Source organism: Bacteroides faecichinchillae JCM 17102, from assembly GCF_000614145.1.
Taxonomy (GTDB): Bacteria; Bacteroidota; Bacteroidia; order Bacteroidales; family Bacteroidaceae; genus Bacteroides; species Bacteroides faecichinchillae.
The window spans coordinates 93109-108584 of the sequence record NZ_BAKK01000004.1 but is presented as its reverse complement, the minus strand read 5'-3'; the positions used below and the strand labels follow the sequence as shown (position 1 = coordinate 108584).

Genomic DNA, 15476 nt, shown 5'->3' with positions numbered 1-15476 from the left:
TTATACTCCCAACTCTAACTGGTTTCTCACTAAGGTATAATAAGCTCCTTTCTTCTCAGTCAGTTCTTTATGTGTTCCTTCTTCGATTACTTTACCTTCATCCAGTACAATAATATTATCTGCATTCTGCACAGTACTAAGCCTGTGTGCTACAATTACTACCGTTCTCCCTTTATAGAATTCCTTTAGATTATCTAATATGATTCGTTCGTTGTTGGCATCCAGTGCATTGGTCGCTTCGTCAAAGAACAGAAACATCGGATTTTTATAAATAGTCCGCGCAATCAATAGACGCTGTTTTTGTCCTTGACTGACACCGCTTCCTTCCATACCGATTTTACTATTGTATTTTAAAGGGAGTGATTCAATAAACTCTTTGATATTGGCTGTTTCTACGGCATACAATAGTTTCTTTTGGTCAACAGTTTCTTCACTCAGTGCAATGTTATTTGCAATGGTATCGGAGAAAAGGAACCCTTCTTGCATCACAGCACCTGTATTCTGCCTCCATGAGTGGGGATTGATGTCTGTAAGCGAATAGTTGCCTACTTTTATTTTACCTTTTAGCGGTTCGTAAAAGCCTAATAATAACTTTATGATAGTTGTTTTTCCACTACCACTGGCCCCTACAATCGCTGTTACTTTATTTTGGGGTATAGTCAGGTTCAGATTTTCCAGTACATATTCCCTTTCAGCACCGTCATAACTAAAGCAAACATCTTCCAGTTTGATTGTTTTATCTTCCGGGAGTGTGTTTATTTTGCTTTCCACAGTTACAATCTCATCTTCTTTATTATTGATCTCATTCAGTCGCTCCAAACTGATTTTAGCATCTTGCAAGGATTGGCTGAAACCAATCACCTGACCGATCGGACCGGATAGCTGACCAATGATATAACTGATAGACATCATCATACCCAACGTGATTTCTCCGTCTACAACAGCTTTGGCTGCCAGGAATGAAATAAGAAGCGAAGTAGTCCGGCTGAAAAAGAGAGAACCCACTTGTTGAATTTGGCCCAAAGCAGTTCCTTGGATACTGATTTTAAACAGTTTTACCTGGATAGATTCCCATTTCCAGCGTTGCTGCTTCTCACAATTATTCAGTTTAATTTCCTGCATACCGGTAATGAGTTGTACCATATTGCTTTGATTGGCGGAAGCTTGGGCAAAACGGGCATTATCCAATTTGCGGCGATAACGCATAAAAGATAAAATCCAGGTGACATACAACGCATTTCCCACTAAAAAGACTACCAATATGGTCAGGTTATAATAGGCCATAATAAAGGCAAAAATAAAGAAATTGAAGAATGAGAATATAGTGGTTAGAGTGGTTCCTGTCATAAATGACTGGATGCGTCCGTGGTCTCCAATACGTTGCATGATATCTCCAATGTTCTTTGCGTCGAAAAAGCGGATAGGTAGCCTCATCAGTTTGGCAAGGAAATCGGAGATTAGAGTAATACTTATTCGGGTATTCATGTGCAGGCTGATCCAGCTTTGAATGAAGCCGACTCCCATTTGAGTGAATGATAAAACTAATTGAGCAATTAGTATCAGAGTGATAAAGTTAAGATTACGGTTCCCTATACCTTGATCGACCATTGCTTGCGTAAGAAAGGGAAGAATGAGTGAAAATACACTTCCCAATAGCATCCCGACTACAAGCTGGAAAAGCTGTGACCTGTAAGGAAACAAATAGCGGAGATAAAAGGATAAGTTCCTTTTCTGTTGCTCCTGGTCATCGATTCGCTCGTAGAAATCCGGCGTTGGAGTTAATACCAAAGCAGTACCGGAATCTTTTCCATCCTTTCGGGTGCTGATCCAACATTTCTCAATTCCGGATATGTCCATATCATACTTTCCTTTTCCCGGATCAGAGATTTTGAAAGTAGCTCCCGACTTTCTCTTTTTGATGTTATACAGTACCACAAAATGATTCTGATTCCAGTGTAGGATACAGGGTAAAGGTACATCTTCGATAAGTTGTTCCAAGCTGATTCGTACCCCTTGCGTCCTGAAACCGATACTTTCAGCAGCGTCACTAATACCTAACATGGAAACTCCTTGCCGGGTAATAAAGCTCCTTTCCCTCAAATTCTGTAGGGAATAACTACGACCATAGTATTTAGCAATCATGCGTAAACAGGATGGACCACAGTCCATGGAGTCAAGTTGCTGATAGTGAGGAAAGGGCTTAATCATCTCTTTTACTTTTTTAGCTATTCTAAAATAGTATAATGCTAAACTTTCTTATCTTTTATACCCAAGCATTAAAGAAATAATGAATGGAATATGCTTCATCTAATTTATTTTCTAATTCTTCAGATTCATATCCTTGCCTTATCAGCGAAACTTCGTTAGCAGTAAAAGGGGATACGTATTTCGAAGGAATTAGGTAGATAGAATCCTTATCGGGATATTCTTCATATAGTTTTATTATTTGAAGAGGACCAGTGGTATAAAAGATTTCTAATACTCTATTTTTTCGTGACAAATCATTCGGATCTGGTTTCTTATATTGAAAAACGGTATCTACAATTTTCTTCATAAAAGGATGTCCTGGTACGCATGTCATCATGGCATTATTAAAAAAAAGTTCACGCCCAAACCGTTTGCCATGTTCTTTAGGTTCCATTGAGAAACAACAGGTTTTACCTTTAAATAAATCGTTATGAGAAGCTAGACATTCTGTGTCAAAATCAACATACATTCCCCCTATCTTATCTAAAATAAGATAACGTATAGCGTCCCATCGCTGTATATTATATTGAAAACTACAATATATATCCCAATAGTTGGGATAATACTGTTTAATAAAAGATTTGATTCGATTATTGTCCCAGAATTCATAACTCCAGTCAGGATGACATTCTTTCCAAGTTTCACTTAATATTTTAAGATCTTCAGGTAAGGGTCTTTCTTCTCCAGACCATAATTGGTGAATTATTTTCGGAATGTTATTCATCGTATTAAGTTTTTCATATTAACAAAGTAGCTTTGTAAAAATGGTGTTTTTATATTTGATAAAGTAATTTATAAAATTGAGCTATCCGAAAGATACAAGAACTTTTGTTTGTTTCGATGCTGCAAGGTAAAGAGTTTGGGTAATTAAAACAAATAAAATGGCTGACCATTTCGGACCAGCATCGCTTTTGTTAAAAATAGCCCATTTCATCGAAGATTTTTTTTGAATTTCTCCTGTTTTTTTTATTTTTTAGGAATTTGATAAGTGTTTCTACAGTAAAATAAGAATGTATTATGAGTAATTTGTTGAATAGGTTCTGATTTTTACGGAAAATGGTGACCCTATCCGGTAATGATAGTGATGGTATCATAATCATATACTGTCACTATCTTGTGCATATAGCGTCACTCTTTTTTTATGATCCAAAATAAAAGTCGGCTTACAAACGTGAAAATGTTCACAATGTAAGCGACTATATTTATATAAGTCTTAGTTTTTTTCTATTATACGTTCTTCACTTTAATTAGGTACTCTGCAATCTGCACCGCATTCAGCGCGGCACCTTTTTTTATCTGATCACCTACAATCCAGAAAGTCAATCCGTTTTCGTTGGTCAGATCTTTGCGGATACGTCCTACATAAACAGGATCTTTACCTGCAAGAAATAAAGGCATCGGATATTCTTTTTCAGCCGGATTATCCTGAAGAACCAAACCTTCACCTTTTGCGAATGCTTCACGAGCTTCTTCTACAGAGACCGGACGTTCGGTTTCCACCCAGATACTTTCGGAGTGAGCACGTAATGCAGGGACGCGAACGCAAGTAGCACTAACTTTGATATCAGAGTGCATAATCTTACGAGTTTCGTTAAACATCTTCATCTCTTCTTTCGTGTAACCGTTTTCAGTAAACACATCAATCTGAGGAATCAGGTTAAATGCCAACTGATAAGCGAACTTCTCTACAGTAACAGGCTCGTTAGCCAATACCTGACGATATTGTTCGTACAGTTCGTCCATGGCAGCAGCACCAGCACCGCTAGCAGCTTGGTAAGTAGAAACGTGTACCGTTTTTATATGAGAAAGCTGTTCGATGGCTTTCAGTGCAACTACCATTTGGATAGTTGTACAGTTCGGGTTGGCAATGACACCACGTGGACGCTCCAATGCGTCGGCGGCATTCACTTCGGGTACTACCAAAGGTACATCAGCATCCATACGGAAAGCACTAGAGTTATCAATCATCACAGCACCATATTTGGTGATGGTTTTTTCGAACTCTTTAGATGTTCCTGCACCGGCGGAAGTGAAAGCAATGTCTACACCTTTAAAGTCATCGTTGTGTTGTAAGAGTTTGACCTCGATCTGTTTACCGCGGAAAGTATAAGTTGTTCCGGCACTACGTTTAGAACCGAACAAAACCAACTCGTCCAACGGGAAGTTTCTTTCATCGAGCACGCGCAGGAACTCCTGTCCTACGGCTCCGCTTACGCCAACAATAGCTACTTTCATCTTTTTCTTTTGTTAAATGTGAATAATTGGATTATCTCTCTATTCTACCGAATAGTAAAGAATTGGCTGCAAAATTATAACATTTTGCCATATAAACCGCATTTTATTCGAAGAATTATTATGTATTCTCTTTCTGTACGAATTGGAGGTGTGCGAACTTTTTTTGTTCCTTTGCAGTAAAATCCTAAAACCATGGACGTATGAATCTATTTGATTTTGATTTAACCATACCAATCACTGACCCGACCTGGGTGTTTTTTCTTGTATTAATAATCATTCTTTTTGCGCCAATGATTCTGGGACGTCTGCATATTCCTCATATTATCGGAATGATTTTGGCTGGTGTCTTGATTGGCGAACATGGTTTCCATATCTTGGATCGTGATAGTAGTTTCGAACTGTTTGGAAAAGTGGGACTCTATTATATCATGTTTCTTGCCGGATTGGAAATGGATATGGAGGATTTCAAGAAAAACCGGACGAAAGGTGTTGTCTTCGGTTTGTTTACTTTCGTTATCCCGATGCTGCTTGGCGTATGGAGTAGCATGAGTTTTCTCGGTTATGGTTTTACTACAGCCGTTTTATTGGCAAGTATGTATGCTTCCCATACATTGATTGCTTATCCTATTATTAGTAGATACGGGCTTTCCCGACTTCGCTGTGTAAATATTACGATTGGTGGTACTGCTGTAACCGTTACACTTGCTTTGATAATTCTTGCTGTGATCGGTGGAATGTATAAAGGCACAATTGACGGTATGTTTTGGGTGCTGTTGGTGGTGAAAGTTGCCTTCCTGGGTTTCTTGATTATATTTTTCTTCCCACGTATCGGCCGATGGTTTTTCCGGAAGTATGATGACAGTGTGATGCAATTTGTGTTTGTGCTGGCAATGGTCTTTCTGGGAGGTGGTCTGATGGAGTTTGTGGGAATGGAAGGGATTCTCGGAGCGTTCCTGGCTGGTCTTGTCCTGAACCGCTTGATTCCACATGTCTCTCCGCTGATGAACCGATTGGAGTTTGTAGGAAACGCCTTATTTATTCCTTATTTTCTGATTGGAGTGGGAATGATTATCGATATCCGTAGCCTTTTTATGGGAGGAGAAGCATTGAAAGTAGCGTTAGTTATGACAATTGTTGCTACCATTAGTAAATGGTTGGCTGCATGGCTTACTCAGAAGATTTATCATATGCAACCTAACGAACGGAGCATGATGTTCGGACTGAGTAATGCACAGGCGGCGGCTACGTTGGCTGCGGTACTGATTGGACATGAAATCATTATGGAGAACGGGGAACGGCTGCTGAATGATGACGTACTGAACGGTACGGTTGTTATGATACTATTTACATGCATCATCAGTTCTCTGGTGACCGAACGTTCCGCCCGTCGTTTTGCCATTAATGAAAGTGTTCAGGAAGAAGAAGGCGAAAAAAAATTGCAGGAACAGATTCTTATTCCGGTTGCCAATCCTGAAACGATTGAGGACCTGATAAACTTGGCTTTAGTTATAAAGGATGCCAAACAAAAAAATGGACTGATAGCGCTGAATGTGATTAATGACAATAACAGTTCCGAGAATAAAGAATTGCAAGGAAAACGTAATCTTGAAAAAGCGGCTATGATTGCTGCGGCAGCAGATGTACCGGTAACGATGGTGAGCCGTTATGATTTAAATATTGCTTCGGGAATTATACATACTATAAAAGAATATGAAGCTACGGATGTTGTTATCGGGCTGCACCGGAAAGCTAATATAGTCGATTCCTTCTTTGGAAATCTGGCGGAAAATCTGTTGAAAGGTACGCATCGGGAAGTGATGATTGCAAAGTTCTTGATGCCGGTGAATACACTTCGCCGTATCAATATTGCAGTACCGCCAAAAGCGGAATATGAAACCGGATTTCAGAAATGGGTAGAACATTTCTGCCGGATGGGAAGTATGCTGGGATGTCGGGTACATTTCTTTGCCAATGAACATACTTTAATGCGTTTGCAGCAATTGGTGAAAAAGAGACATAACGGTACGCCCACTGAATTTTCGATATTGGAAGAATGGGATGATCTGCTGTTATTGACAGGACAGGTGAATTATGATCATTTGTTGGTTGTAATTAGCGCTCGTCGCGGTTCTATTTCTTATGATCCTTCATTTGAACGTCTGCCGGGACAACTTGGGAAATATTTCGCCAATAATAGTTTGATTATCTTGTATCCGGATCAGTTGGAGAACCGCAGGAGATTGTTTCGTTCTCTGATCCACGCGGATATAATGAATCACAACATTATGATAAGGTAGGCAAATGGTTCTATAAATGGTTAAAGAAAAGTTGATGGAAGAGAGCTGGCAACAACGGACAGAACTCCTGTTGGGAGAAGATAAAATGAGACGCATCCGAGAGTCGCATGTATTGGTCGTAGGTTTGGGTGGAGTAGGGGCTTATGCTGCTGAAATGCTTTGTCGTGCGGGAGTGGGACGGATGACGATTGTGGATGCGGATACTGTACAGCCGACTAATATGAATCGCCAATTACCTGCCATGCACTCTACATTGGGTATGTCGAAAGCGGAGGTGCTTGCAACAAGGTATAAAGATATTAATCCGGAGATAGAGTTGGTGGTAATGTCTGTATATCTGAAAGATGAAAATATTCCGGAACTGTTGGATTCTACAAAGTTTGATTTTATTGTTGATGCAATCGATACCATTAGTCCGAAATGTTTTCTGATATTTGAGGCAATGAAACGTCGTATTAAAATTGTTTCGAGCATGGGTGCCGGAGCAAAAAGCGATATTACACAGGTTCGTTTTGCCGATCTTTGGGAGACTTATCATTGTGGATTGAGCAAAGCCGTTCGAAAAAAAATGCAGAAAATGGGAATGAAACGGAAATTACCTGTAGTATTCAGTACGGAACAGGCGGACCCGAAAGCAGTATGGCTGACGGATGACGAGCAGAATAAGAAGTCCACCTGTGGGACGGTAAGTTATATGCCGGCGGTATTTGGATGTTATCTGGCAGAATATGTTATTAAACGATTATAGAAGGTTATTATGATAAAATTAGAAGGAATAACCAAAAGTTTTGGTTCGTTACAAGTATTAAAAGGAATTGACCTTGAGATTAATAAAGGGGAGATTGTCAGTATTGTAGGACCTAGTGGAGCCGGTAAGACGACTTTATTGCAAATTATGGGAACGCTGGATGAGCCGGATGCGGGTACTGTTGAATTTGATGGTACGGTAGTGAGCCGTATGAAAGAGAAGGAACTCTCTGCTTTTCGTAATAAGAATATCGGTTTTGTATTTCAGTTCCATCAGCTATTGCCGGAGTTTACGGCTTTGGAGAATGTGATGATTCCGGCTTTCATAGCAGGGGTTTCGTCTAAAGAGGCCAATGAACGTGCTTTGGAAATATTAAAGTTCATGGGGCTGACTGAGCGTGCTTGTCATAAACCGAATGAATTGTCTGGTGGAGAGAAACAACGGGTGGCTGTAGCAAGGGCTTTGATTAATCATCCTGCGGTGATTTTGGCCGATGAACCTTCGGGAAGTCTGGATACTCACAATAAAGAAGAATTACACCAGTTGTTCTTCGATTTGAGGGAACGTTTAGGACAAACTTTTGTGATTGTTACTCATGATGAAAACCTGTCGAAGATTACCGACAGAACGGTCAATATGGTGGATGGCATAATTAAAAAAGTTTAATTAAAGAACCAAACTTCTAAAAAGCTATACCAAATGGCTAGAGGATGATCGCTGTTTTATCTTTTAGCTATATCTTTATATCGCTTCTCTACGGAAGTCTGTGAAGATGATAGTAGAGTGTTTGTTTTGTTTGTGTGTGATGCATTCTTATCTGGTGTGATGAGAATGCATCTTTTTTTTATTAATTCAAACAAATATAAGGGGAAATTCGCTCAAAATCTGCCGGAGTGAACTCTTCATATAATGCTAGTTCTTTCAAACTTTTTAAAGTTCCTTTTTTCTTTCTGTGTTCGGAGATGACTCTGGCTTGGTAGTAATTGATATATGGATGGTGCATCATCTGTTCTACACTCGCTTTATTGATATTGATGCGGTGTATATAGGCTGTATCGATGGAGAACCATGGACGGAGCCTCTCTACTTTCAGGTGAATATCCTGCAATTGCTCTATTCGGTAGAAAAAACCTAAACGATTGCGATAGTTTACAATCATCCGGGCAATACTGCTCCCAATTCCCGGAATTTTCTTGAGTTCGGTAGTGTCTGCCTGATTAAGGTCGATGATTGTACCTGACTGGTATTTGAATAATGTGTCTCTTTGTACCTTTTGCATTGTGAGTAGTTGAGCCATATCTTTGGGAATTACTTTTTCAGTAATTTGGATATAGGGAAGAAGTGTTTGATACTGTTCTTCTGTCAGCCCATATATTTTTCGAAAATCTTCGGGACGACGGAATTTACCTTGCCTTTCCCGATAATGTAAAATGTTCTTTGCCATCCACGAAGGTAGACCGAGAGTTAAGAAAGTGATAGAGTCTGCGGTATTGGGATCAAATACCGACAGTTTGATTTCTCTTTTGGGATAGGGAAGAGTGGGCTTTTTAGTGTACTTACTACTGTGCTTTACTTCTTTGAGCGAAGCCATAAATTCATCATATTCCTTTTCAAATTTTTCTTCTTCCGAATTGTACTCTTCAGCGGGAGAAAATAATTGATAGAGTTGGGGAATGGCAAATACCCCAATAATAAGAACGACAAGGACGATAATGCCTTGTCGTTCTGTTTTAGTAAAATAAAAAAAAGTCTTTCCACATTATTATAGTTTGATCAATCCTAATTCATTGATAAATATCAGTGATATGGCGATCGGAGCAATATATTTAAGTATAAAGATAATCAATTTATAGATTGGGACTTTAAGAGTACCATCGTTTGTAATCTCCGACCACACGATTTTCTTGTCCAGATACCAACCGGTAAAGAGAGAGATGAAGAAACCACCGAGAGGTAACATAATCTTAGCTGTAACAAAATCGAAGAGGTTGAACATATTTAATCCGAAGATAGTGAATCCTTTCATGACTCCGAGCGACAATGAACAGATAACTCCGAGACAGATACATCCTCCGGTCACAAATCTGGCTGCTTTTCCACGACTAAATTTGAACTCCTCATGCAGATAGGCAGTTACTACTTCATGCAAAGAGATTGTAGAGGTCAGTGCTGCCATCGCAAGTAATACATAGAACATGACAGAGAATATATAAGCTAGTACCGGTATTCCACTAAATGCCTGCTGGAATACATTAGGAAGTGTAATAAAGATGAGGCTCGGACCTGAATCGGGTTGTATACCTACAGAAAAAGCGGCAGGGAAAATAATGAATCCGGCTAATATGGCTACAAATGTATCAATGATTCCGACGCTAAAAGCTGTTTTTGTAAGGTTTGTTTCTTTACTGAAATAAGAGGCATAAGTACAAAGACAACCCATTCCCAGGCTGAGGGAAAAGAAAGCCTGTCCCATAGCTCCTAGAAATACATTTCCATTTACCTTACTAAAGTCGGGTTTCAACAGAAATTCTATACCTGCACCTGCTCCCGGAAGGGTTACGGAACAGATCACTAATATTAATATAATGATGAATAGGGTAGGCATCATAATTTTAGATGATTTCTCAATCCCTTTTTCCACACCTTTTACAATGATAAAATGAGTTGCCAATAAAAAGAGAACCAACCATAAAACAGGTCTCCATGGATTGCTGGAAAACTGCTCGAACGAAGAGATAAATTCACTCGACGTTTTTCCGGAGAATCCGTTGGTTGCGGCTTCGAAAATATATTCAAGTGTCCATCCGGCTACTACAGAATAGTAACTAAGAATCAGAAATCCTGCCAGAACTCCCATACGACCTACCCAACGCCACCGAGTACCAGGTGCTAATTTTTGATAGGCTCGGGCTGTATTGGCTCTTGAACGTCTTCCGATAAGAAACTCAGCGATCATGATGGGAAGTCCCAGAAGCAGGATACATCCCAAATAGATCAGAATAAAAGCAGCTCCTCCATGATTTCCTGTTTCGTAAGGGAATCGCCAGATGTTACCTAATCCTACTGCTGATCCTGCGGAAGCGAGTATGACACCTAATTTACTGCCGAAGTTCGCTCTATCATTTTTTGTCATAAATCTTGTTTTATCTTACAAATCGTTATAAAATACACATTATAGAATGCAAATATAGAAAATGATACGTATATTTGCACGAAATCTGTAATTTTATTTAGATATGCTATCTTATATTAAGAAATATCCAGTTTCTCTTTTTATTATTCTGGCAGTGATTTATCTGTCGTTCTTTAAACCTCCTCAGACGGATTTGAACGAGATTCCTAATCTTGATAAGCTAGTGCATCTTTGTATGTACTTCGGTATGTCCGGGATGTTGTGGCTAGAGTTTCTGCGTGCACATCGTAGATAATACTCCATTGTGGCACGCATGGGTCGGCGCATTTCTGTGTCCTGTACTTTTTAGTGGCTGTGTAGAATTGCTTCAGGAATATTGTACCGATTATAGAGGAGGGGATTGGTTGGATTTTGCCGCTAATACCACTGGAGCTGTGTTGGCCAGTTTGATTGCGTATTTTGTAGTCAGACCGAGGATGATGAAAAAATAAAATGGTGGATTATAAATAATCCACCACTGTATTAAGTTTAATTCCATTAGATCCTTTGATTAGGATGGTATATCCATTAGGTTCCTTATTTTTTATTTCTTCTATTACTTCTCCTGCATTTGCATAAGTTTTAAAAGAGTGTTGTGCGGCTGTAAACTGATCTCCTACAAGCCATACTTTTTCAAAATTACATTTTTTGATGTAATCCACTATCCTTTGGTGTTCTGCCGGACCTTCAGCCCCCAATTCACGCATATCTCCCAATATAAGCATTTTATGGGAGATAGTCATGTTCCGGAAATTCTCCAAAGCAGCCATCATGCTAGTTGGATTGGCATTGTAGGCATCTATAATAAGGGTATTATTTTCTGTTTTCTTTAGTTGCGACCGATTGTTTTGAGGCGTATATTCGGTTAAGGCTTTGTCAATCTTCTCGGGTTCTACTCCAAAGAAATAACCGATAGTAATAGCAGCTAACGCATTGGGGAAGTTATATTCGCCGATAAGTTGGGTTTCTACTTCGTGTCGTACACCTTCTTGCCCGGCTTTCCACTCAAAAGCAAGATATGGAGAATTTCCGGTCACATGTCCATTCACGTATAAACCTTCCTGACTGCCGTATGTTATTTGCTTTAATCCGTAAGCAATCTTCATTAAATAGGGATTATCATGATGAATGAAAATAGTAGAAGCTTCTTTTTCACGTAAGAAATCATATAATTCACCTTTGGTTTTAATGACTCCTTCGAAAGAACCGAATCCTTCCAAATGGGCTTTCCCGACATTGGTAATGAGACCATAATCCGGTTCCGCAATATCAACTAACTCTTTGATATCTCCGGGATGGCTGGCACCCATTTCAATAACAGCGAGGTCATGCTCGGCTTTCAGACGAAGCAATGTAAGGGGGACGCCGATATGGTTGTTCAGATTCCCCAGCGTATACAGTATCTTGTATGATTGAGACAGTACCGCAGAAATTAATTCTTTAGTAGTAGTCTTGCCGTTGGTCCCGGTAATTCCGATTACCCGCGTACCTAATTGGCGGCGGTGGTAATTGGCGAGTTGTTGCAGAGTTTGTAAACAGTCATCTACAAGTATATATCGTTCATCATCTTTCACGACAAATTCGTCTTCGTCGATAACGGCAAACGCACATCCGGTTTCCAAAGCTTTTCCGGCAAAAGCATTTCCGTTGAATGATTCACCTTTCAAGGCGATAAACAATGACCCTTTCGGACAGTTTCGGCTGTCGGTGGTCACAGATTGACAATCCAGAAAAATCTGGTAAAGCGCAGAAAGTTTCATATCCTGATCCTTTTTAAAATGCTGCAAAGATAGATTATTCTTTCGGATTTATTTCTCAATTTTAATGTGAATACTTGCTTTTTTTCTATACATTTGCAACGATCTAATTGGAATACAATCGATGATGAATCTTACTTCTCCTATTTATATAAATGTAAATGGACATTTGTTAGACCTGGCTACCCCGCAAGTGATGGGGATTCTGAATGTGACTCCCGATTCTTTTTATTCCGGGAGCCGGATGCAAACAGAAGAAGAAATAACAGCCAGAGCCCGTCAGATCATTGATGAAGGTGCATCTATTATTGATATTGGAGCTTATTCGTCGCGTCCCAAAGCTGAGCATATTTCGGCAGAAGAAGAAATGAGACGGCTTCGCACCGGGTTGGAAATTATCAACCGAATTTATCCGGATGCAATAATCTCTGTAGATACTTTTCGTGCGGACGTTGCAGAGCAATGTGTGAAAGAGTTTGGTGTGGCTATTGTGAATGATATATCCGCCGGTGAGTTGGACGAGCGAATGTTTGAGACAGTAGCCCGTCTGGGAGTTCCTTATGTGATGATGCATATGCAGGGTACTCCGCAAAACATGCAGAAGGAGCCTCATTATGAGAATCTGATTAAAGATGTTTTTATGTATTTTGCCCGTAAAGTGCAGCAACTCCGGGATTTGGGTATGAAAGATATCATACTTGATCCGGGATTCGGTTTCGGAAAAACATTGGAACATAATTATGAATTGATGGCACATCTCGAAGAATTCCGTATTTTTGAGTTACCTTTGTTGGTTGGAATTTCCCGGAAGTCGATGATATACAAATTATTGGGGGGTACTCCCCAGGATTCATTGAATGGTACTACCGTATTGGACACGGTTGCATTGATGAAAGGAGCAAACATTTTGCGGGTGCATGATGTTCGTGAAGCTGTAGAGACTGTCCGGATTGTGGAAAAGTTGAAGAATTGGTAATTTATAATACTTGTAGTTATAGTGTTAGAGTTTAGTATAAAAGATTTTATTGATATTTTTCTGGTTGCTCTCTTGTTGTATTATACATACAAATTGATGAAAGCGTCCGGTTCCATCAAGATTTTTACCGGTATTCTGGTCTTTATCTTGATTTGGTTGGTAGTGACTCAGGTCTTGGAGATGAAACTACTGGGCTCTATTTTCGATACGTTAATGAACGTGGGGGTAATCGCTTTGATTGTTCTCTTTCAAGATGAAATACGTCGATTTTTATTGACTTTAGGTTCTCATCGGCATGTCAGTGCTTTGGCTCGTTTTTTCAGTGGTTCTAAAAAAGAGTCGTTGCAACATGATGATATTATGCCTGTGGTGATGGCTTGCCTTAGTATGGGAAAACAAAAAGAGGGCGCATTGATTGTAATTGAACATAATACTCCTTTAGATGAGGTTATTCGTACGGGTGAAATTATTGATGCAGCAGTTAATCAACGATTGATTGAAAATATATTTTTCAAGAATAGTCCTTTGCATGATGGGGCAATGGTAATCAGTAAAAAACGCATTAAAGCAGCCGGATGTATTCTTCCGGTATCCCATGATTTGAATATTCCTAAAGAATTAGGATTACGCCATCGTGCGGCTATGGGGATTTCTCAGCAATCGGATGCACATGCTATTATTGTTTCTGAAGAAACAGGGGCTATTTCCGTTGCTTATCGGGGACAGTTCTATCTTCGTTTGAATGCAGAGGAATTGGAGAGCCTGCTTACAACAGAGAATTGAATCCGTTAAGGATAAAAGTGAAGTTTACATTATCCGATTTTGGTTTTGAGTATCACTTCTACATATTTCTTGATCTATCATTCTTTATGTATAAAGAAGCCATAAACTAAACTTTTACCTTGAATAAAGTAAGATGTTTGAGTGCGAAGATTAACTCGTAGAACTATAGTTCTACGAGTTAAATTATGCAGAGAAAAAGCTTATTCATTGAATCGTTTCAGATGAATTTTAGCTAGTTTAGCATCAAACTCATGTAGGGGTGTAACGGTTGGAGAAGTTTATTGGTTAAATCGCTTATACTCATTCGAATGGATACTTCGGGTAATTGTTCGGTACTAAACTCACACTCCCCTTTCTGTATATGATAATAACCATTGTTTATTGACAACTGGTTATCTGTTAATTCAAATTTCATGTTAAGTTCAGGAAAGGTTGTCGCGTACAGTTGCAGCACCTCTTTGGCATTGATTATTCTTGCCATACCGAATGATTGCTGAGACTGTTCATAATTGAGAGGTAGCAATCTGATTATCTGGTTGCAAACACTATGTTGTTTCAAATAATATAATAGGCTGTTTTCTATGTCATCTGTTTCGGCAAAAAGTTCATTAATAATCAGACTCTCATTCGCATTATATGCAATAGCTAATCCGTTGATTACGTTCTCCTTTTTGGCAATAACCAGAATTCCATCGCTAATGCCCAAATCGGTCATAATCACTCGAAAATCATCAGAGGTATGCTGTATACAGCAAGACCGTTCAGACAGTTTTTTATTTAGATATTGATATACTTCTTCCTGATAATCGGATATGGAGTTCATTTTTATTTCAGAAGAAGGGATATTGGAAGGCAATGTAATTTCTTCTACCGAATGTTGGAAGACAGGAGCATATCCCATTTGGGCGTAATAGTTGAATAACCAAGGTTCAGCCGGTATTAGTGTGCTGAAAGAAATGCCATTTTGAAACATTCGGTCGAAAGCCCGTCTGAGAAGTTCCCGCATAGTGCCTTTCCCACGTAAATCCGGATGGGTGCAAGCACCTGAAATATAAGAGGTTTGCACAGTATGCCCACAAAAAGTCATCGGGTAAGGAAGCATTTGCAGGGCGGAGATTACCTCCGTATCTTTTTGAATGGCAACATTTATTTCATCGGTGTAACGTAATTGAAAGTACATATCAATAAATGCTGCGCTATCATTGAAACATAATTTCCATAATGCCTTTACTTTTTCTCTCATAATGCTCCGTTTTACTGT

The 15476-nt window shown here is 39.3% G+C and carries 11 protein-coding genes and 3 pseudogenes; 6 read left to right on the top strand and 8 right to left on the bottom strand.

The window, feature by feature from the left end; genetic code table 11:
• From JCM17102_RS03345 to JCM17102_RS03335, 4 genes are all read right to left on the bottom strand, one after another.
• Complete coding sequence (locus tag JCM17102_RS03345) at positions 1-2208, bottom strand: peptidase domain-containing ABC transporter (protein ID WP_025073982.1); 2208 nt, start codon at positions 2206-2208, stop codon at positions 1-3.
• A gap of 55 nt (positions 2209-2263) precedes the next feature.
• A complete protein-coding gene (locus JCM17102_RS03340) occupies positions 2264-2971 on the bottom strand; it encodes a glycosyltransferase family 32 protein (protein WP_025073981.1) in 708 nt (235 codons plus the stop codon).
• An 81-nt stretch (positions 2972-3052) separates the two neighbouring features.
• On the bottom strand, positions 3053-3181 hold the full coding sequence (locus JCM17102_RS31205) for a hypothetical protein (RefSeq protein ID WP_275564313.1): 129 nt from the start codon (positions 3179-3181) through the stop codon (positions 3053-3055).
• Positions 3182-3474: 293 nt separating this feature from the next.
• Positions 3475-4482, bottom strand: coding sequence for an aspartate-semialdehyde dehydrogenase (locus JCM17102_RS03335; RefSeq protein WP_025073980.1), 1008 nt, complete (start codon positions 4480-4482; stop codon positions 3475-3477).
• Positions 4483-4682: 200 nt separating this feature from the next.
• On the opposite strand from JCM17102_RS03335, the pseudogene JCM17102_RS26000 reads away from it, so the two are divergent.
• The 3 genes and pseudogenes from JCM17102_RS26000 (at position 4683) to JCM17102_RS03320 (ending at position 8193) form a co-directional block, all read left to right on the top strand.
• Positions 4683-6814, top strand: a pseudogene (locus JCM17102_RS26000) (cation:proton antiporter domain-containing protein).
• Positions 6796-7527, top strand: coding sequence for a tRNA threonylcarbamoyladenosine dehydratase (locus JCM17102_RS03325; protein ID WP_025073979.1), 732 nt, complete (start codon positions 6796-6798; stop codon positions 7525-7527). The pseudogene JCM17102_RS26000 and the gene JCM17102_RS03325 overlap by 19 nt, the downstream one beginning before the upstream one ends.
• 9 nt (positions 7528-7536) lie before the next feature.
• The gene (locus tag JCM17102_RS03320) at positions 7537-8193 is read left to right on the top strand and encodes an ABC transporter ATP-binding protein (protein WP_025073978.1); all 657 of its coding nucleotides are present in this window, start codon (positions 7537-7539) and stop codon (positions 8191-8193) included.
• A gap of 181 nt (positions 8194-8374) precedes the next feature.
• Here JCM17102_RS03320 and JCM17102_RS03315 read toward each other — a convergent pair.
• Positions 8375-9287 (bottom strand): annotated as a pseudogene (locus JCM17102_RS03315) (ComEA family DNA-binding protein).
• A 2-nt stretch (positions 9288-9289) separates the two neighbouring features.
• Entirely contained in the window at positions 9290-10660 is a 1371-nt protein-coding gene (locus tag JCM17102_RS03310; RefSeq protein WP_025073976.1) for a sodium-dependent transporter, read from the bottom strand.
• A 103-nt stretch (positions 10661-10763) separates the two neighbouring features.
• Between JCM17102_RS03310 and JCM17102_RS29445 the strand changes: the two are divergent.
• Positions 10764-11151: pseudogene (locus tag JCM17102_RS29445) on the top strand (VanZ family protein).
• 9 nt (positions 11152-11160) lie between these two features.
• On the opposite strand, the gene JCM17102_RS03300 reads toward JCM17102_RS29445, so the two are convergent.
• Positions 11161-12459, bottom strand: coding sequence for a UDP-N-acetylmuramoyl-tripeptide--D-alanyl-D-alanine ligase (locus tag JCM17102_RS03300; protein ID WP_025073975.1), 1299 nt, complete (start codon positions 12457-12459; stop codon positions 11161-11163).
• Between the two features lie 121 nt (positions 12460-12580).
• Here JCM17102_RS03300 and folP point away from each other — a divergent pair, with 121 nt between their 5' ends.
• Positions 12581-13432: a dihydropteroate synthase gene (gene folP, locus JCM17102_RS03295; protein WP_025073974.1), complete on the top strand. Its 852-nt coding sequence runs from the start codon at positions 12581-12583 to the stop codon at positions 13430-13432.
• 18 nt (positions 13433-13450) lie between these two features.
• A complete protein-coding gene (cdaA, locus tag JCM17102_RS03290) occupies positions 13451-14215 on the top strand; it encodes a diadenylate cyclase CdaA (protein ID WP_051572724.1) in 765 nt (254 codons plus the stop codon).
• Between the two features lie 232 nt (positions 14216-14447).
• On the opposite strand, the gene JCM17102_RS03285 is transcribed toward cdaA, so the two are convergent.
• The gene (locus JCM17102_RS03285; protein WP_033886490.1) at positions 14448-15458 is read right to left on the bottom strand and encodes a GNAT family N-acetyltransferase; all 1011 of its coding nucleotides are present in this window, start codon (positions 15456-15458) and stop codon (positions 14448-14450) included.
• Between the last annotated feature and the right edge of the window lie 18 nt (positions 15459-15476).

What these genes read in the sequence shown, in the direction of transcription:
- JCM17102_RS03345 (WP_025073982.1), bottom strand. Translation starts at nt 2,208, where the DNA reads ATGATTAAGCCCTTTCCTCACTATCAGCAACTTGACTCCATGGACTGT.
- JCM17102_RS03340 (WP_025073981.1), bottom strand. Translation starts at nt 2,971, where the DNA reads ATGAATAACATTCCGAAAATAATTCACCAATTATGGTCTGGAGAAGAA.
- JCM17102_RS31205 (WP_275564313.1), bottom strand. Translation starts at nt 3,181, where the DNA reads ATGAAATGGGCTATTTTTAACAAAAGCGATGCTGGTCCGAAATGGTCA.
- JCM17102_RS03335 (WP_025073980.1), bottom strand. Translation starts at nt 4,482, where the DNA reads ATGAAAGTAGCTATTGTTGGCGTAAGCGGAGCCGTAGGACAGGAGTTC.
- JCM17102_RS03325 (WP_025073979.1), top strand. Translation starts at nt 6,796, where the DNA reads ATGGTTAAAGAAAAGTTGATGGAAGAGAGCTGGCAACAACGGACAGAA.
- JCM17102_RS03320 (WP_025073978.1), top strand. Translation starts at nt 7,537, where the DNA reads ATGATAAAATTAGAAGGAATAACCAAAAGTTTTGGTTCGTTACAAGTA.
- JCM17102_RS03310 (WP_025073976.1), bottom strand. Translation starts at nt 10,660, where the DNA reads ATGACAAAAAATGATAGAGCGAACTTCGGCAGTAAATTAGGTGTCATA.
- JCM17102_RS03300 (WP_025073975.1), bottom strand. Translation starts at nt 12,459, where the DNA reads ATGAAACTTTCTGCGCTTTACCAGATTTTTCTGGATTGTCAATCTGTG.
- folP (WP_025073974.1), top strand. Translation starts at nt 12,581, where the DNA reads ATGATGAATCTTACTTCTCCTATTTATATAAATGTAAATGGACATTTG.
- JCM17102_RS03285 (WP_033886490.1), bottom strand. Translation starts at nt 15,458, where the DNA reads ATGAGAGAAAAAGTAAAGGCATTATGGAAATTATGTTTCAATGATAGC.